Origin of the sequence: Pseudomonas sp. ANT_H12B (assembly GCF_008369325.1) — a bacterium.
In the GTDB taxonomy this organism is placed as follows: domain Bacteria; phylum Pseudomonadota; class Gammaproteobacteria; order Pseudomonadales; family Pseudomonadaceae; genus Aquipseudomonas.
In genome coordinates this window covers 297,911-315,627 of sequence record NZ_VOBI01000001.1, presented here as the reverse complement: position 1 = coordinate 315,627, position 17,717 = coordinate 297,911, and the positions used below count along the sequence as shown (strand labels likewise).

The window sequence follows — 17,717 nt, the reverse complement described above, 5'->3', positions numbered from 1 at the left end:
CTCAAGGGATGCTCCGCGTTCCAACTCCGGAAAGGGTCGCAGAGCTTGCCCATCCTGTCATCTCGATGTGCCTGTGCAGTTCATCGAACAGCTTCGACCAGCGTGGATTCATCAATCTGACTAATCGAGGTCACCCCGGTCAGGGTCATGGCCACGCGCATTTCCCTGGCGAAAATATCCAGCATGTTTTCCACCCCGCGTTGACCATCGGCGGCCAGCGCATAGGCCATGGAACGCCCCAGCAATACCCCTTTCGCGCCCAGCGCCAACATCCGTACGACATCAAGCCCCGAGCGGATGCCCGAGTCGACCAGCACTGTCAGATCATCCCCGATGGCCTGCATGATGGGCGGCAATGCCTTGGTTGTGGAGAGCACGCCATCCAGTTGCCTCCCGCCGTGGTTCGACACGACAATCCCATCCGCGCCAAAACTCACCGCGTCCCTGGCATCCTGCGGATCGAGAATGCCTTTGATGATCATCGGGCCTTTCCAGAACTCACGAATCCACTCCAGATCGCTCCAGCTGATCGAAGGGTCGAAGTTGTTGGCCAGCCAGCCCATGTAGTCTTCGAGCGTGACGGCTTTGCCAAGGTACTTCGATATATTCCCAAGGTCGTGTGGACGCCCCATGAGGCCGACGTTGAAGGCCCAATCGGGTTTGGTGATGGCCTGAAGCATTCGCCGTGATGATGCAAAGGGACCTGACATGCCCGAATGAGCGTCCCGGTAGCGGGCGCCGGGCGTGGGCATGTCCACGGTAAACACCAGGTTCTTCACCCCGGCGGCGGCCGCACGTTCCAGTGCGTTTTTCATGAAGCCCCGGTCCTTCAACACATACAGCTGAAACCAGATGGACTGTTGGCTTTGGCTCGCCACCTCCTCGATCGAGCACACCGATACCGTTGACAGGCACAGGGGGATGCCTTTGTTTTCCGCCGCTTTCACCGCCTGCACTTCACCACGACGGGCGAACATGCCCGTCAGGCCTACCGGCGCCAATACGATGGGCATTGAAAGAGGTTGATTGAATAGGGTGGTTTCAAGGCTCAGGGTTTCGACGTTTTTCAGAATGCGTTGGCGCAGGCTGATGCCCGTCAGGTCGGCGCTGTTGGCCCTCAGCGTGTGTTCTGCGTAGGCGCCCCCGTCAATGTAATCAAACAGGAAACGGGGAAGTTTGCGGCGGGCGGCCTCTCGATAATCGGATGCGGATGAAATGATCATGGAGCCTCGGTCGGGTGAGTGGCGGGGCGATGGTTGCGTGGTGTCAGAGTAGCGAAAACGGCCTGCGTTTGCGGTAATTCTGTTTGCTTCAGAAAATGGATGGTGGATTGGTCTTGCGGATGTTTCGCCGAAACCAGTGTAGGAGTTGGCTTGCCTTGGATGGCAGCCTTACAGTCGACCTGTTTTTGCAGATGGACGCTGACAAAATTGTGGGAGCTGGCTTGCCTGCGATGGCGGCCTGATAGCCGACCCGTTTTTGCGGGAATATCCTGGAACCCTTGTGGGAGCGAGCCTGCTCGCGAAGGCTTAGTGTCAGTGGACTTGGTTTTTGATGGTGTACACAAACCCGAAATCAGGCCGGCCGGTAGGCCGCCCCCGGCCATGGATGGCCGATGGCGGCGGGCCCAAGGAGCAGGACCGGAGCGAGGGCATGCCGAGCCATGGCGAGGCACCGAACGAAAAGGGCAAAAGCCCTTGGATACTGGGGGCTTTTCCAAGTGGCCCGCTGTAAAAGCGGAACCGATAGCCGCCGTTACCGCAGCAACGGATATACCCCCAATCGCCTACCCACCCAACAACACGTTTAAGATTGACGTCAGTTGGTATCCAGATCCACGTTCTTCGTCTCACGCAAACAAATCATCCCCACCACCAGGCTCACCCCGGTAATCAGCACCGGGTACCAGAGCCCGTAGAAGATATCCCCGGTATAAACCACCAAGGCAAACGACACCGTCGGCAGGAACCCACCAAACCAGCCGTTGCCGATGTGGTAGGGCAGGGACATCGAGGTGTAGCGAATGCGGGTCGGGAACAGTTCGACCATCAGCGCTGCCAGCGGGCCATAGCACATGGCCGAAATGATGATCAGCGCTACCATCAGCACCACGATCATGGTCTTGTTGACCTGTTGCGTATCGGCTTGTGACGGATACCCCGCCAATGTCACGGCGCCACGCAGAGCCGCTTCATCGTAACCATCGAGTTTCACTTCACCGACGCTCACCTGCACGGCGCTGCCGGCCGGGGCCGCTTCGCTGCTGTAAGGCAAGCCTTGTTTGACCAGGAACGTCTTGACCTTGTCGCAAGGGCTATCAAATTTCGCCTTGCCCACCGGGTCGAACTGGAAGGTGCAGGTGGCCGGGTCCGCCAGCACGGTGATCGGTGCCTGACGGCTGGCCTGGTCAATGGCCGGGTTGGCGTAGTGGGCGATGGACTTGAAGATCGGGAAGTACAGTGCAGTCGCCAGCAGCAGGCCGATCATCAGCACCGGTTTGCGCCCGACTTTATCCGACAGCCAGCCGAAGAAAATGAAGAACGGCGCGCCGATGATCACGCTGACGATCAACAGGCTGTTGGCCAGGGCCGGGTCCATTTTCAGGAACTGGGTAAGGAAGAACAGCACGTAGAACTGTGCCGCGTAGAAGGTCACCGCTTGCCCGGCGTTGATGCTGAACAGGGCGATCAGTACGACTTTGAGGTTTTCCCATTTGCCGAACGAATCGCGCAGCGGCGACTTGCAGAGCTTGCCTTCTTCTTTCATTTTCACGAAGGCCGGCGACTCGTGCAGGCTCATGCGAATCCAGGTCGAAATGCCCAGCAGAATGATCGAAAACAGAAACGGAATCCGCCAGCCCCAGACTTCGAACTGGTCACCGGTGAAGTAGCGGCAACCGAGTACCACCAGCAGCGACAGCAGCAAACCGAGGGTCGCGGTGGACTGAATCCAGCTGGTGTGGAAGCCACGTTTACCCATCGGCGCGTGTTCCGCGACATAGGTGGCCGCGCCGCCGTATTCACCGCCCAGGGCCAGGCCTTGAAGCATGCGCAGCACCACAAGGATGATTGGCGCCGCAATACCGATGCTGGCGTAAGTCGGCAACAACCCGACGCAGAAGGTCGCTACGCCCATAAGGACGATGGTTGCGAGGAAGGTGTATTTGCGCCCGATCATGTCCCCCAGCCGGCCGAACACCAGGGCGCCGAATGGCCGCACGATGAAGCCGGCAGCGAAGGCCATCAGCGCAAAGATGAACGCCGTGGTGTCGTTGACCCCGGCGAAAAACTGTTTGCTGATCACCGCCGCGAGCGCGCCGTAGAGGAAAAAGTCGTACCACTCGAACACCGTCCCGAGTGACGAGGCGAAGATGACTTTCTGGGTTTCGCGGCTGGTGCTCGCGGTGCGCGCGACTTCCAGAGGTTGAACATGTTCTGACATATCGGTATCCCTCACAGTGATTGTTTTTTTTGTTCCACTGTCGGCACCGGCCTTGTGGGCTGGCGCCGCTATTCCTTTGCTCAAGAGACTGCGGTCAGTGCTTTTTCGTCGGGTGCAAAACTCCTTGTGGGTGTTTCCAGGATCAATTGCGCGGCTTTCTCGGCAATCATCAGCGTAGGCGAGCAAGTATTGCCCGAAGTAATGCGCGGCATGATCGAGGCATCGGCGATGCGCAAGCCGGGAATGCCGTGGACTTTAAGTTGCGCATCGACCACGGCGTCCGCGTCATTGCCCATGCGGCAGGTGCCGACCGGGTGGAAAATCGTTGTACCGATCCGGGCGGCTGCTTCGTGCAATTGCTCTTCAGTCTGCAAGCTGTCTCCGGGCAGATATTCAACCGGTTTGAACGCTTGCAAGGCTGGCGCGGTGACGATACGGCGGGTCAGGCGAATGGCGTCCGCGGCCACTCGCAAATCTTCTGGATGGCTCAAATAATTGGGTTGAATCAGCGGCGCTTCCTGCGGATCGGTAGAGCGAATCTCCACCCGACCACGGCTTTGCGGCCGTAGATCGCAAACCGATGCAGTGAACGCCGGGAACGCATGCAACGGCTCGCCGAAACGCTCCAGCGACAGCGGTTGAACGTGGTACTCAAGATTCGCCGACGTCTGTTCCGGTCCCGATCGGGCAAACGCTCCTAATTGACTCGGTGCCATGGACAACGGACCGCTGCGGTCATACAGGTAACGCAAGCCCATCCCCATCTTGCCCCACAGGCTGCCGGCGATTTGATTGAGGGTGCGGGCGTTTTCCAGCTTGTAGATCATCCGCAGTTGCAGGTGATCCTGCAGATTGCCACCCACGCCGGGCAGTTCATGGGCAACGCCGATTCCCAGGCGTTGCAGCAGCGGGCGAGGGCCGATCCCGGAGCGTTGCAGGATGCTCGGGGAACCGACAGAGCCGGCACACAGAACGATTTCCTTGCGCGCCTTGAAGGTTTTCGCCTGACCTTGCCAACGCGCGCTGACCGCTGAGGCGCGAGCGTTTTCCAGCAGTACGCGATCGACTTCGACGTCGGTCAGTACAGTGAGATTGGGCCGATGGCGGATCGGTTTGAGAAACGCCTTGGCGGCGTTCCAGCGGATCCCGGCCTTCTGATTGACCTGAAAGTAGCCGCAGCCTTCGTTATCGCCCTGGTTGAAGTCATCGATGCTGGCGATACCGCTTTGCTCGGCAGCCTTTTGGAAGGCATCGAGAATCGGCCACGACAGCCGCTGACGCTCGATCCGCCATTCCCCGGCAGCGCCGTGAAACGCCGAGTCGCCGGCAAAGTGGTTTTCGCTTTTCTTGAACAGCGGCAGCACGTCGTTCCAGCTCCAGCCGGGATTACCGTCCGCCGCCCAGCTGTCGTAGTCGCCCGCCTGGCCACGCATGTAGATCATGCCGTTGATCGAGGAGCAGCCGCCGAGCACTTTGCCTCGCGGGTAGCTCAAGGCGCGACCTTGCAGGCCGGGTTGCGCTTCGGTCTTGAAGCACCAGTCGGTGCGCGGGTTGCCGATGCAGAACAGGTAACCCACGGGGATGTGAATCCACGCATAGTTGTCGCGGCCGCCGGCTTCGAGCAGCAATACCCGGTGTTGCGGGTTGGCCGACAGTCGATTGGCCAGCAAACAACCGGCCGGTCCGGCACCGACCACGATGTAGTCGTATTCATCAAGGGAAGTCTGCATCCTTGACCTCGTGTTGTTGTTCTTGTTGTCGGACATCCTAGTTGTTAGCTTTCGTCAAAAGAATGTTAGTTTTTGCGCAGCCGCTGTGCGTTTTTAAACAGCGATGGGTCTGGGCAGCCAACAAGGATGATTCATGTTCGATTGGAATGATTTGCGGTTTTTTCTCGAATTGCAGCGTAGCGGGCGTTTGCTTACCGCTGCCCGCCGTTTGAACACCACCCACGCCACCGTGGCCCGGCACATCGAGGCCATCGAAAAGAGCCTCGGCACAGCGCTGTTCGTCCAGCACGCTCAGGGTTATGAACTGACTCCGGCCGGCGAAGCGCTGCTCAAACACGCCGAAGCCATGGAAAACGTCGCGTTGCTGGCCCAGGAAGAGATCACCCAATCCTCGGCGCCGCTGGGCAAGATTCGTGTCGGGGTGACGGAAGGCCTGGGCATCATGTTCCTCGCCAGTCGCATGAACGGCTTGTTCGAGCGTTACCCTGGCCTTGAAGTGGAGCTGGTGGCGGTGCCGCGCTTCGTCAGCATCCTTAACCGCGAAGCGGAAATCAGCATCCACCTGGAGCGCCCGGCCGCCGACATGCTGGTCACCCGTAAACTGACTGACTATCGACTGGCACTTTACGCCAGCCAGGATTATCTGGACCGCTCGCCACCGTTGCTAAGCCGCGAAGACCTCGGCCGCCATGCCTGGATCGGCTACGTCGACGATTTGCTGTTCAGCCAGGAATTGGTGTTCCTCAACAGTTTTTGCCGCAATCCGCAAGTGGTCTTCCACAGCACCAGCGTCATCGCCCAGCAACAGGCGGCACGCTCAGGTTTGGGCATCGCCGTGCTGCCGTGCTACATGGCCAGCGCCGATCCGGCTCTGGTGCCGTTGTTGCCGGAGGAAAGCATTCAGCGCAGCTACTGGATCAGCACCCGTCGCGAGCTGCACAAATCCGTGCGGCTGCGGGTGTTGTGGGATTACGTGGTGGAGTTGTGTGAGGCGGAGCAGGGCTTGTTGCTGGGATAACGTTTGGCATCCAATCTATTGGGGGACGACAAGGAGCGTTATCCGACGACTCCGTCGTGATAAAGGGAGCTTGCAGCATGACCGACGATACAAAAGTGAAAGGCCCGGCGTCGTACTTCCCGTCAATCGAGAAAAAATATGGCCAGCCCATCAGTCACTGGCTGGATGTGCTCGGAACGGTCAGCGACAAAAAGCACATGGAGAGGGTGGCGTGGCTGAAGACTGAGCATGGTATGGGGCATGGTCATGCGAATGCTTTGGTTGCGCATTATTTAGCGAGCGCTAAAAAGTGATCGACCGGCCGCTCAAATAGGGCGGGTGAAGAGGGCTGACGTGTTTTCTCGATCCTCCAGATCATGGATTCCCCAAAGAGACGCCAGCCCGCCACATCACTTCAATATCCCCGAATCGGTACCCTCTCCCTTCGGGAGAAGGCCAGGGTGAGGGCCAAATTTCAAGCCTGCCACCCAAATCCGCAACACTTCGCACAGCCTGTTTAAACAAAGAAATCCAACCACGTTTAAATGAAGCCTGCTGTTACTACCCAATGCCCACAACGCCTTGCGCCACCCCCTACACCTAAGACAGAATCCGCCGGCTTGTGCGCTTTAGACCCGCTCGGTAACTTGATTCCCGTCACTGCCCATCAGTGATCGGGTTTAGTAGCCCTGGATATTTAGTGAGTTGCACAAGCTCTATCAGTTAGGCATTTCCATGCCTGCACTTGATGGTAGTTGTGCGCAGGGCGCCTTTGGGCGCGCCGGCTTTGCTAGATTCCCCGGTCTACTAACCTGCGTACAGCTGCCACCCTTTCTTGTTTAGTAGCAGAAGGGTTGGCACCCAAATAGAGAAACTAGCTTATGTTCAAGGTTACGCCCAATCCGCCGGACACCGATCCGGTGTCCCCGTACGAATCCGATTCAAAAAAGCACAACGAAGCCGCCGAGCGGGCTCTCGACTTTCACTTCCCCTCGACGGCCGACGTCAAAGCCACTGCGCGTACACCCAGCACCCTGTTTTCCGTGGACCCGCAGGCAACTACCGAAACCCTGGCGGTTTATCTGGTCGAGACGCTGGCTTCGGTCGATGTGATGGTCCATCAGTTGGTGGATCATTTAGAGGGCGGGTCGCGCTACGCCCTGCTGGGCATTTCAAACAGCATCATGGTGGCGGAAATCACGGCGAACAGGTTGCTGGATCAATTTGATCCGCCTGCGTAGGTGCGGTCTGGTGTGGTGAAAGGGGGGGGCTGGCGTTGGTCAGTGCAGTGGTCGCTTTTTTGGGCTCGCTGCGCGGCCCAGCGGGAGCAAGTTCCCTCGCCACAGATTGTTCAGCGGCCTGTTGCCCTTGAGGGACTGGGCCCGCAATAACTCAACCCTTGGGCTGCAGCTCGCGGGTGGTTCGTTGCAAAGGGTTGCGCGGTTGGCCGTCCGGAATCGACAGGGTTGCTTGCAACCCACCCTCGGGGCGGTTGACCAGCGTGATCCGCCCACCCAGGCGCGTCGCAATAGTGTTGACGATGGTCAGTCCCAAACCCGCGCCCTGTGGGTTGCCGCGACTGTAAAATCGTTCGAACAGCCGCGCACGGTCCGCTTCATCGATACCCGGCCCCTGGTCTTCAACACTCAGGTGATAGAAGCCCTCGGCCTGGCTCAACTGCACGGTGATCACGCCATGTTCCGGTGAGAAATTTGCCGCGTTGGTGATCAGGTTGTTCAGGGCGATGTCGATGGCTGCCGCGTCGGTCACCACCTTGACGGGGTCATCATTGACGTCGAACGCCAGTTCCAGGTTCTTGCTGAGTAGCCAGGGTGTGAGCTGAACCAGACTGTCGCGTACCGTCTCGGTCAGGTCGATGCTGTGCAGCACTGGCGATACGGCTTTAGGTTCAAGGCGGGCCATGGTCAGCAACTGATTGACCAGGCGGCTGGCGCGGTCGACACCGGCGATCAGAAATTCCAGAGATTCCCGACGCTCCTGTTCCGTGCCAGCCTCGAGCAGGTTTTGCGCATGTACCCGCAGCACCGCCAAGGGCGTGCGCATTTCATGGGCGGCGTCGGCGATGAAGCGCCGCTCGCGGCCGAGCACCTCCTGAATCTGCGCGAGCATACGATTGAGCGCTGCTTGCATCGGTTCCAGTTCGCTGGGCAATGGGGTCAGTTGCAGTGGTTCCAGCGAACCGCTATGCCGCGCCCGCAATGTCGCCGCCATATTCGCCAGAGGCTTGAGACCCCAACCGATGGCCAGCCAGACCATCGCCGCCAGAATCAGGCTGCCCAGTACATTGGGCCACAGGGTATGGCGCACGATCCGGTCCACCAGGTCCGAGCGCACGTCGTCCCGTTCGCCGACCCAGATCCGCAGGTCATTTTGTTTATCGTCGAGGACAAACGCGCGCCAGTGACGGTTGTTCAAGTCCACCACATCGCTGAAACCGGGTTTGGACGGCGGTGTGGTAAAGGAGGGCGCGCTGGCGGTGTGCACCAGCACTTCACCCTGACGATTCCAGACCTGAAAGGCAATCTTGCTTTCATAAGGATGGCCATCGACCCTGGGCACTGCTTCACCCAAGGCCTTGTTGAAGGCCTGGTACAGATCAGCATGTTCCTTGCTCGCCATGGGCATGCGCATAACACCCTGTAGCAGCCGGGCGTTCTGCGCGAGTTGGGCATCGTAGACTTCGGCGATTTCATGATTGCTGTCGTGCAGGTTGAGCACGCTGATCACTGCCAGCCCTGCGAGCATCAGGCCGATAATCAGCGTCAGGGTACGACGCCGGATCGAGGTCATCGACGCTCCTCCACCAAGTAGCCGACACCGCGAATGGTGCGGATCAGGTCGGTGGAGAATTTCTTGCGCAGGTGATGGATGTGCACTTCCAGGGTGTTGCTTTCGGCTTCCTCATTCCAGCCGTAGAGCAATTGCATCAGGTGATCGCGAGTCATGACCCGGCCCGGTGGCGAGAGTAATTCGTGGAGTAGCTGATATTCCTTGGGTGTCAGTGACACGGGTTCGCCCTGATAGCTGACTTGCTGAGTGCCGGGGTTCAGGCTGACGCCGGCATGTTCGATCAGCACCTGGGCGCGACCGGCGCTGCGCCGCAACAGGGCGCGCAGACGCGCCTTGAGTTCGGCCAGATCAAAGGGTTTGATCAGGTAGTCGTCGGCCCCGGCATCCAGCCCGGCGATACGGTCTTCGGTGGCGTCCCGCGCGGTGAGAATCAGCACCGGCAGGTTGGAGCCGCTGTCACGCAGGCGGCGCAACACTTCCAGCCCGTCCATGCGCGGCAGGCCGAGGTCGAGCACAGCCAGGTCGAAGGATTCACTGAGCAGCGAATGCAAGGCACTGCTGCCGTCCTGCAACCAGTCGACGGTATAACCTTCACGGCCCAGGGCCTGATGGATACCTTCGCCCAGGGCCACGTCATCCTCGATCAGTAATAAGCGCACACGGACTCCTGTCAGTCGAGTTTCTTGTTCACGTCCACCAGCAACGCTTCGATCTCTTTGCGGCGCCCGGCGTCGGCGAGTTCCCGGCCTGGTCGTGGGCCAGCCTGAAGCGCTTTTTGCAGCGCGCCTTGAGCTTCGCTGTAGCGTTTTTGACGGTAGAGGTGATCGCCCCAGAAGTACAGACTATCGATGCCGTCAGGGTTCAGTTGCAAGGCCTGCTTGAGCAACTGTTCGGCCTTGTCCGAGTCACCGAAGCCGATGGGCCAACCCGGCACGCGGTCGTACAGTGCCGCGAGGCTGGTATAGGCCGAGCCTTGCAGGGCTTTTGGGTCCAGGGCCAGAGCTTTCTCCAGGTCGACCTTCGCATCCTTGACCTTGCTTAACGCACCGAGCCCGCCCTGGGCACCGGCCCAACTGCTGGTGACGATGCCGGACCAGATCCAGGCTTCGGCCACCGATTGGCGTTCCCGAGTGAACGCCGAGGCTTGGGTGGCGAGTTTTTCGAAAGCCGCGGTGCGTTGCTCCGCAGGGAGCTCGTATTGAATGTGCGCCCAGCTTTGCTGGATGCCGATGAGGCGTTGCTGGTCGGCGTTATCCAAGGCCCAGACGCTTTGGCTCAAGGCTCCCAGCAACAGGAAAGCGGCAATTTTTTTCATGGTTTGAAATTCTCGTTGTCGGGCTTCTGACTCAGGCGGCGGATCAGCGGCAATTGCTTGCGCAAACCCCGGTCCACCAAGTTGGGCAGCAGGCTGTTCAGGCGCACGAAAAAGCGCTCTGGCCAGCCCAGGTACAAGTCGCGGCGGTCGCCGGCGATGGCGTGCATCACCGCCGAGGCGACTGTTTGCGGGTCGTCGACATTGGATTTGAGTGCATCATTCAAAGCCTGCGCCGCCGGGCTGTTCATGCTCGTGCGGGTAGCACGTGGCGCGACATACAGAACGCCGACCCGGGTGTCCGCCAGTTCCCGGCGCAGGGCTTCGGAAAACCCGCGCAAGGCAAATTTGGTCGCGCAATAGCTGGCGTAACCGGGGTAACCGATGGAGCCATAGGTCGAACCGACGTTCACCACCATCGCGCTTTCAGCTTGCTTGAGCAGCGGCAGCAATAGCTTGGTCAGGCAGATCGGCGCGCTGATGTTTACCGCCAGCATGGCGTTGATGTCGTTGTCATCGAGCTGCTCGAGCATGGCGAAGTGATTGACCCCGGCGGCGTTGATCAGCAGGTTGATGCCGTCGATGGCTTCAGCGGCGGTCAATACGTTGAGTCGGTCAGCGAGCAAGGTCAGGTCGGCGCCGACCCAGCACAAATGCTGCGGGTAACGTTCGAGCAACGGCTCCAACGGTTCCCGATGCCGAGCGACTGCCAATACCCTGGCACCACTGGCACACAGGGCGGTGGTGATCGCCAGGCCGATGCCTCCACTGGCGCCGGTGAGTACCACCCGAGCCTCAGACAGGCGCATGCAGGTTCTCCCCGCTACGCGGCAAGCCGCGGAACATGTCGGTGTAAAGCGAGTACACCACTTTGGAGGCGTGAATCACCGCAGCCTGGTCGGCCGGATCATCGAGGGTGTTCATCAGCCGACGGTAGGTCTGCATGTGCTCGATATCCAGGGAGCCATGCGAACTGAGGTAGCTGAAGGCGCTTTGCGGCAACTCCAGGCGTTCGCGAATGCTGTCGGCGGCGTGGGTAGCCAGGGCAATGCTGGTGCCTTCCAGCACGTTGACCATGCCGAACAGGCCGACCGGGTTGTCCCGTGCGATCAGGTCGTAGAGGAAACTGACCATCAATTCGATTGGCAAGGAGGGACGACCGTCGCGCACCGCGACTTTGTCACCGCCGCAGGCTTCAATGTCGTCGAGAACCCATTGTTCGTGGCCGTATTCGTCCTCGATGTACTCGCACACTGCTTCGCGCAGCCATTCCAGGCGTAACGGCAGGCGTGCACCGCAGGCCATCATTAACGGCACGGTGTGGCGCACGTGGTAATAGGCTTGCGCCAGGAACGCCCGATAGCTTTCCAGGCTGACATTGCCCTCGAGGGCGTCGCGAATGATCGGCAGATTGAACAGCTTGTGGCGTTCCTGGTGAGTGGCTTCTTGCAGCGTGTCGAAAAAACTCATGACGCAGATTCCTCTGAAAAGACAGCTTCAGTCAGTTGTGCCCGGTATCGCTCGACGATGGCGTCGCGACGCAGTCGGCCATTGGCGGTCAGCAGGCCATTGGCGGGTGTGAAAGGTTGGTTCAGACGGGTCCAGTGATGGACCTGGGCGTAATCGGGCAAGGCCTCATTGGCCTGGGCCACGGCGGTGGCCAGTTCGTCGTCGGTGCAGTCCGGGCGATGGGGCCGGAGCAGCGCATGGTTGCGCGGCATGGCTTCGCCGTAGACGAAGGCCTGGGCGATATGACGACGCTGGGTCAATTCGGCCTCGACCCACTCCGGGTTCACGTTGCGACCGAAACTGGTGACGAATTGATGCTTCTTGCGCCCCTTGAGGTAGAGAAAACCTTCGGGGTCGAACTCGCCGAGATCGCCGCTGGGCCACCATTCATTGGTGTGCGGCGCTTCGCCCAGGTAACCAAGCAAGGTCGACCCCTTGATCAGCACTTCGCCGTCGTCGGCCAGGCGAATGTCCACGTGGGGCAGGGGCCGGCCGACACTGCCAGGGCGGCGCGCTTCTGGCCGATTGAGGCACACCACCGACGCGCACTCGGACAGTCCGTAGCCTTCGTAAACCGGTAGACCGGCCCGTTGCGCGCGATGCAGCAATTCTTCGCTAACTCGTGCTCCACCCACCGCGGCGAAACGCAACGTGTAGGGGCTGAAGGCTTTTTGCTCGGCGGCGTTGACCAGTATCAACAACAACTGCGGCACCAGGATCAAACTCTCGGGGGCACGGGTGGCCAGGCATCCGAGCAGTCGCGGCACATCCACACCGCTGGCACCCTCAATACCCAGGGTTTTCTGGCTGGGCAGGCTCAACTTCGCGCCAGCGTACAGCGCGGCATAGCAGCCGAGGTTTTCCAGCAGAATCGCCAGCGGCAGTATCGCCAGGTGGTGCTGTGGATCGGTGGGTTTGCTGGCCTGATCCAGCTCGCGGGCCACTCTCAACATGCTTTCGGCACCCAGGCACACGCCTTTGGGTGTGCCGGTGGTGCCGGAGGTGAAGGTCAGTTTGGCGGTGCCTTCGGGCATCCGGTTCGGGCCACTGAAGGTGCGGCGCCAGAATTCACCGGTTTTTTTGTAGCCGGCCGTTTGCAGTTCGGTTTCCAGTTGCGGCTCGGCAATCACCAGGCCGGCCTGGCTCTGCTCAAGGCAATGGCTGCGTTGAGCCGGGCTGAAGAAGGGCGGCAACGTCAGGCAGGTCAGGCCTTCGAACAGCACGGCCAGGTCCCAGAGCATGGCTTCGACGCCATTGTCCAGCGCCAGGGCAACCACCTTGACCTGTTCATCGCGCAGTCGCTGCTGGCGATACATCACTTCGGCGTACAGCGTGGCGTAGTCCAGTTTCAGGTTATCGCCCCACAAGGCGATGGCATTGGTCTTGCGTTCGGCATGGCTGCGCAGCGTCTGTTTAAACCGTTCCATTTCAGGCGACATGGCAGGATTCCTCGATGGACGATGGCAACCCCAGGCGATTGAACATCCCGATGTTGCGCAAATGAATGAAGCCGGCGCGGATGTTGCCAACGTGCACCCAGGGTTTGCTCTCGTAGTAGCTGCCCCAGCTGTGACGGTCGTCGCCGAGACGCTCGGGATCGGCAGCACAGAGGGTTACGGGTTTCAAGCCCAGGCGATGAAAGCTGTTAACCAGACCGATATTGCCGGTGAACGCCACCCATTCCAGGCCGCCCATGGCCAACAGATAAGTGATGGCGATGATGCTCATTCGCGCACTACCGGTGTCGCTGGCCGCCAGGTTGCCCACCTCGACGATGCCGGCCCGGTCCACGGGGCGGTCGGCAGCGGCGCTGATCAACGGATCGATCGGTTCGTCCAGGTAACGCTCCAGAAACAGTTGTCCGCTATTCGCCAGGCGCACACCGGCCACCGCACAGAGTTCACCCTGCGCGTTGCTCATGCCGAATAGTTCCGGCATGAAATGGCGGATATCGGCCCCGTGCGCCTTGCGGAAACGTTGCTGGATAAAAGCTTCGAAGACTGGACGCTGGGGCTCGTCCGGCAACGCTCTGGCCAGACTCATCTGCGGGGTTTTGGCGTGGCCGAGGCGCAGGGGCAGAGGCAGAGGAATGTTCCAGTCAAAGTCAGGCATTGGAAGACGCCTCCCGGGGTTAGTTTGGGAGGAGTATCGGGGGCATTTCTTAACGGAGTCTGAAGGTGACAAAAAGATTGGCCGGGGCTGTCTTCAGATTGTCTTAAGACTGGGCGGGCAGGGTGGCGCCAGTCGATACGGTGACAAACCGGATCCAGGCTGCGCGAATGACTCGGCAGCCGGTTATGACTTTCACGAGGCCCTTTATGATCCGCGACTCAGCATCACATCGGTATGGAAAACTCTCGATCACCTTGCGCTGGCTGATGCTGACGTTGTTTGTCGGCGTTTATGCCTGCATCGAAATCAAAGGCCTGCTGCCAAAGGGACACGCCTTGAAGGGATTGTTTCTTGGGCTGCACGGTTTATTCGGGTTGAGCATTTTTGTGCTGGTGTGGGTGCGTTTGCTCGGACGCTTGACGCCTCTGCCACCGATTACCCCGGCGCTTCCCAAATGGCAGGCTGGTGTTTCGCATCTAATGCACCTGGCGTTGTATGGATTGATGATCGCCACGCCGCTACTGGCCTGGCTGATGCTGTCGGTTGGTGGCAAGCCGATGCCCTGGTTTGAGTTTTCCCTGCCATCGCCGGTAGCCGTCAATCCAAACCTGGCCAAACAGTTCAAGTATTGGCATGAGTTGTTCGGCAGCACCGGTTACTGGCTGATCGGGTTGCACGCGGCGGCAGGGTTGTTGCACCACTATTGGGTCCGCGATAACACCCTGATGCGCATGCTGCCCAGTCGATCCGGCAACGCGGTCAATCAGCGTCAGCGATGATCTCGAACCCCGTGCTGGCCAGGCGTTCGCCGTTCACCAGAATATGCACCGCATGTTTGCCGGCATAGTGCTTGCGGGTGGTGAGTTCCTTGATGTGCTGGCCACGGGCGATATTTTCGAGGGCGTGGCCGGGCAGGGTCATTGCCTTGAGCTTGAACACTTTCGCCGAAGTGCTGCCGTTGGCTTTGACGTAATCGATGGCGTAGTCGATCACCAGTCGCTGACTGTCCGCCACTGTGGACTTCACGGTGAAGGACAGGGTGATTTTCTCCCCCAGACCAATCACCTCCGGTTCGACCTTCACACCCATGATTTCGACCTCAGGCTTGCCGCCCGCGCCGATGATCGTCAACGCCCGTTGATTACCCTGTTTGATCAGGCTGCGCAGGGCATGTTTGGAGATCCAGGCGGTGTGTTTGTTTTCCAGTGACCAGCTTTCGATCAGGTCCAGCACCCAGTCGGGATGATCCTTGGTGATGTCGTTGAGGTGGTTGGCCACGGACTTGCGTACGTAGAGGCTGTCGTCGGCCTTGAGGTTGTCGAGGATTGCGGCGGCGAGACGAGGGTCGGCCTGGATCTGCTCCAGTCGAAAGGACCACGGCAGACGCGGACGGCAGCCTTCGCTGGCGAGGCGCCGAACATGTTCGTTTTCATCCAGCGACCACTCGTGCATCACCGCCAAAGCGCGCTTTAAGTCACTGCGCAGGAAATAGCGGATCGCGAATTCAGCAGAGCCGAAGGTGGTGAAGTACTTGAGCGCGTCCATGGATTGTTCGAACGCATGGCCGCCGTAGGTCGCGACGTAATGGGGCAACGAAATGCTGACGAAGCCGCTGTTCAGGCGCGGGGCGAGTGCGCGCAGCACCTCAAGAGACGCTTCATAACTCAACGGCAGTACCGCATGCAGGCACTCGCTGACTCGGGCCATGCGCTGCATGATCGACAATTCAGCGAGCCCGTCGTTGGTCATTTTCAGAAAGGCCCTGGCATTGAACTCGGGATAGACCGCCGTCATTTCGGCGGCGATGTGTTTGAGACGCTCGGCGTTGAAGATTTCCTTAAGGGCGGGGGAGGATGGGGCTGCATTGCTCATTGAGATGTCCTTATGATCGTTCCCACGCTCTGCGTGAGAATGCCGCCATGGACGCTCTGCGTCCGCTCTTGGGATGTGACGCAGAGCGTCACGGGATGTATTCCTTTGCTGCGCGTGGGAACGATCAATGCTTCGCGGATTGCTCTTCCAGCTGATCCGACTCAAACAACCGCGCCAGTTCCGTCCGGGCTTCTTGCGCTGTCTGCAACACCTTCGCCGCATCGTCATAAATCGCATGCTGGGCTTCCAGCACCTGTTCGTCGTGATGCTTGAAGCGCTTGATCCGCGCATCCGCCTGAGCCTGAGTCAGGCCTAACCCGACCAACGTGCGCCGGCTCATTTCCAGGCTCGAATAGTAAGTTTCCCGAATGGCCTCGGCGCCAACGTCTACCAACCGATGCACATGCTGACGGTTACGCGCCCGAGCGATGATTTTGATGTGTGGATAGAGTTTGTGCACTAACTCGGCGGTCTTGATGTTGGTGTCCGGATCATCGGTGGCGATGACAAAGTATTCTGCCTGCTCGACCTTGGCCGCGCTGAGGATTTCCGGGCGCATCGGGTCACCGTAGAACACCGGCACGCCGCCGAAGCTGCGCGACAGTTCGATGGTTTCCACAGAAGTGTCGAGGGCGACGAACTTGATATTTTGAGCGCGCAGAATCCGCGCAACGATCTGGCCCATCCGGCCCATGCCGGCGATCACCACTCGCGGCGTGTCAGTATCGATCTCGCGAAATTTCTCGGGCACGACCACGGGCTGAACCTTGGGGCTGACCAGTCGTGCGCAGATCAGCAACAACAACGGTGTGACGGCCATCGACAGCGTGATTGTCAGCACCAGCAAGTCGTACAGGTGCGGCTCAAACAGGCCTTGGTCGCGGCCGATCTTGAACACCACGAAAGCAAATTCACCACCGGCAGCCAACACGATGCCGAGGCGAATTGCACTGACCTTGCCCAAACCGCCAGCCAATCGACCGACCACGAACAGCAGCGGCAACTTGATGGCGATCAGCAACAGGGTCAGCCCCAGCACCGTGATCGGCGCGCTCAGCAGCAAACTCAGGTTGGCGCCCATGCCGACGCTGATGAAAAACAGCCCCAGCAGCAAGCCCTTGAACGGTTCGATCTGGGCTTCCAGTTCGTGACGATACTCGGAGTCCGCCAGCAGCAACCCGGCGAGGAACGCCCCCAGCGCCATGGACACACCGACCAGGTCCATCAACCACGCCGTACCGATCACCACCAGCAACGCGGTGGCGGTGGAGACTTCCGGCAGCCCCGTCTTGGCCACCACCCGAAACACCGGCCGCAGCAGATACCGCCCGCCAATCACCACCACCGCGATGCTGCCCAGCACTCGCAAACCGTGGTTCACACCCTCGGTCGCGGTGCTGGAGTGATCGCCGCCCGCCAGCAGCGGCACCATGGCGATCAACGGGATCGCGGCAATGTCCTGAAACAGCAGAATCGCGAACGCCAACCGTCCGTGGGGGCTGGTCAGTTCCTTGCGTTCGGCCAGGCTTTGCAGGCCAAACGCGGTGGATGACAGGGCCAGGCCCAAGCCCAACACGATCGCGCTGTTCAGTGGCTGGCCGAACACGAACAATGCCAGTACACCAATCACCGAGCCCGTGAGCATTACCTGCGCCAGGCCGACGCCAAACACCGATTTTCGCATCACCCACAAACGTCGCGGTGACAGCTCCAGACCGATGATGAATAGCAGCAACACCACCCCGAGTTCGGAAATGTGGCTGACACTTTGCGGATTACCGATCAAGCCCAATACCGACGGCCCGATGATGACGCCCGCAAACAAATAACCCAGCACCGCCCCTAATTGCAGGCGTTTGGCCAAAGGGACGGTGAGCACCGCCGCGAACAGAAACACGACAGCGGCTTGCAACAGGTTGCCTTCATGGGGCAT

General features: G+C 59.8%; 16 protein-coding genes. 4 read left to right on the top strand and 12 right to left on the bottom strand.

From position 1 onward, the window contains the following. Positions 1-80: 80 nt before the first annotated feature. The 3 genes from lldD to FQ185_RS01460 form a co-directional block, all read right to left on the bottom strand. A complete protein-coding gene (lldD, locus tag FQ185_RS01475) occupies positions 81-1,223 on the bottom strand; it encodes an FMN-dependent L-lactate dehydrogenase LldD (protein WP_149415902.1) in 1,143 nt (380 codons plus the stop codon). 595 nt (positions 1,224-1,818) lie between these two features. Next, entirely contained in the window at positions 1,819-3,441 is a 1,623-nt protein-coding gene (locus FQ185_RS01465; protein WP_149415900.1) for an MFS transporter, read from the bottom strand. An 80-nt stretch (positions 3,442-3,521) separates the two neighbouring features. Further along, entirely contained in the window at positions 3,522-5,171 is a 1,650-nt protein-coding gene (locus FQ185_RS01460) for a GMC family oxidoreductase (protein ID WP_149415899.1), read from the bottom strand. Between the two features lie 133 nt (positions 5,172-5,304). Here FQ185_RS01460 and FQ185_RS01455 point away from each other — a divergent pair, with 133 nt between their 5' ends. From FQ185_RS01455 to FQ185_RS01445, 3 genes are all read left to right on the top strand, one after another. Next, positions 5,305-6,189, top strand: a complete 885-nt coding sequence (locus tag FQ185_RS01455) for a LysR family transcriptional regulator (protein WP_149415898.1) — start codon at positions 5,305-5,307, stop codon at positions 6,187-6,189. Positions 6,190-6,266: 77 nt separating this feature from the next. Continuing rightward, a complete protein-coding gene (locus tag FQ185_RS01450; RefSeq protein WP_149415897.1) occupies positions 6,267-6,482 on the top strand; it encodes a DUF4287 domain-containing protein in 216 nt (71 codons plus the stop codon). A gap of 567 nt (positions 6,483-7,049) precedes the next feature. Continuing rightward, a complete protein-coding gene (locus FQ185_RS01445; RefSeq protein WP_149415896.1) occupies positions 7,050-7,409 on the top strand; it encodes a DUF6124 family protein in 360 nt (119 codons plus the stop codon). Positions 7,410-7,560: 151 nt separating this feature from the next. Here the strand turns inward: FQ185_RS01445 and FQ185_RS01440 are convergent, their stop codons facing one another. Genes FQ185_RS01440 through FQ185_RS01410 form a run of 7 tightly spaced genes read right to left on the bottom strand, consistent with a single transcriptional unit; the run spans position 7,561 to position 13,912 of the window. Beyond that, complete coding sequence (locus FQ185_RS01440) at positions 7,561-8,979, bottom strand: ATP-binding protein (protein ID WP_149415895.1); 1,419 nt, start codon at positions 8,977-8,979, stop codon at positions 7,561-7,563. Continuing rightward, positions 8,976-9,638: a response regulator gene (locus FQ185_RS01435; protein WP_149415894.1), complete on the bottom strand. Its 663-nt coding sequence runs from the start codon at positions 9,636-9,638 to the stop codon at positions 8,976-8,978. The genes FQ185_RS01440 and FQ185_RS01435 overlap by 4 nt, the downstream gene beginning before the upstream one ends. Before the next feature lie 11 nt (positions 9,639-9,649). Continuing rightward, positions 9,650-10,294 (bottom strand): tetratricopeptide repeat protein, encoded by a 645-nt coding sequence (locus FQ185_RS01430; protein ID WP_149415893.1) that lies wholly within the window; start codon positions 10,292-10,294, stop codon positions 9,650-9,652. After that, positions 10,291-11,100 (bottom strand): SDR family oxidoreductase, encoded by an 810-nt coding sequence (locus FQ185_RS01425; protein ID WP_149415892.1) that lies wholly within the window; start codon positions 11,098-11,100, stop codon positions 10,291-10,293. The genes FQ185_RS01430 and FQ185_RS01425 overlap by 4 nt, the downstream gene beginning before the upstream one ends. Further along, a complete protein-coding gene (locus FQ185_RS01420; protein ID WP_149415891.1) occupies positions 11,087-11,761 on the bottom strand; it encodes a TenA family transcriptional regulator in 675 nt (224 codons plus the stop codon). The genes FQ185_RS01425 and FQ185_RS01420 overlap by 14 nt, the downstream gene beginning before the upstream one ends. Beyond that, on the bottom strand, positions 11,758-13,239 hold the full coding sequence (locus FQ185_RS01415) for an AMP-binding protein (protein ID WP_149415890.1): 1,482 nt from the start codon (positions 13,237-13,239) through the stop codon (positions 11,758-11,760). Before FQ185_RS01415 ends, FQ185_RS01420 begins: the two co-directional genes overlap by 4 nt. Next, positions 13,229-13,912, bottom strand: coding sequence for a thermostable hemolysin (locus tag FQ185_RS01410; RefSeq protein ID WP_149415889.1), 684 nt, complete (start codon positions 13,910-13,912; stop codon positions 13,229-13,231). The genes FQ185_RS01415 and FQ185_RS01410 overlap by 11 nt, the downstream gene beginning before the upstream one ends. Positions 13,913-14,118: 206 nt before the next feature. On the opposite strand from FQ185_RS01410, the gene FQ185_RS01405 reads away from it, so the two are divergent. Next, positions 14,119-14,691, top strand: a complete 573-nt coding sequence (locus tag FQ185_RS01405) for a cytochrome b (RefSeq protein ID WP_149415888.1) — start codon at positions 14,119-14,121, stop codon at positions 14,689-14,691. On the opposite strand, the gene FQ185_RS01400 is transcribed toward FQ185_RS01405, so the two are convergent. Together FQ185_RS01400 and FQ185_RS01395 are read right to left on the bottom strand one after the other, a co-directional pair. Continuing rightward, positions 14,672-15,784, bottom strand: a complete 1,113-nt coding sequence (locus FQ185_RS01400) for a DNA alkylation repair protein (RefSeq protein WP_149415887.1) — start codon at positions 15,782-15,784, stop codon at positions 14,672-14,674. The genes FQ185_RS01405 and FQ185_RS01400 overlap by 20 nt on opposite strands. 124 nt (positions 15,785-15,908) lie before the next feature. Beyond that, on the bottom strand, positions 15,909-17,717 hold the full coding sequence (locus FQ185_RS01395) for a monovalent cation:proton antiporter-2 (CPA2) family protein (protein WP_149415886.1): 1,809 nt from the start codon (positions 17,715-17,717) through the stop codon (positions 15,909-15,911).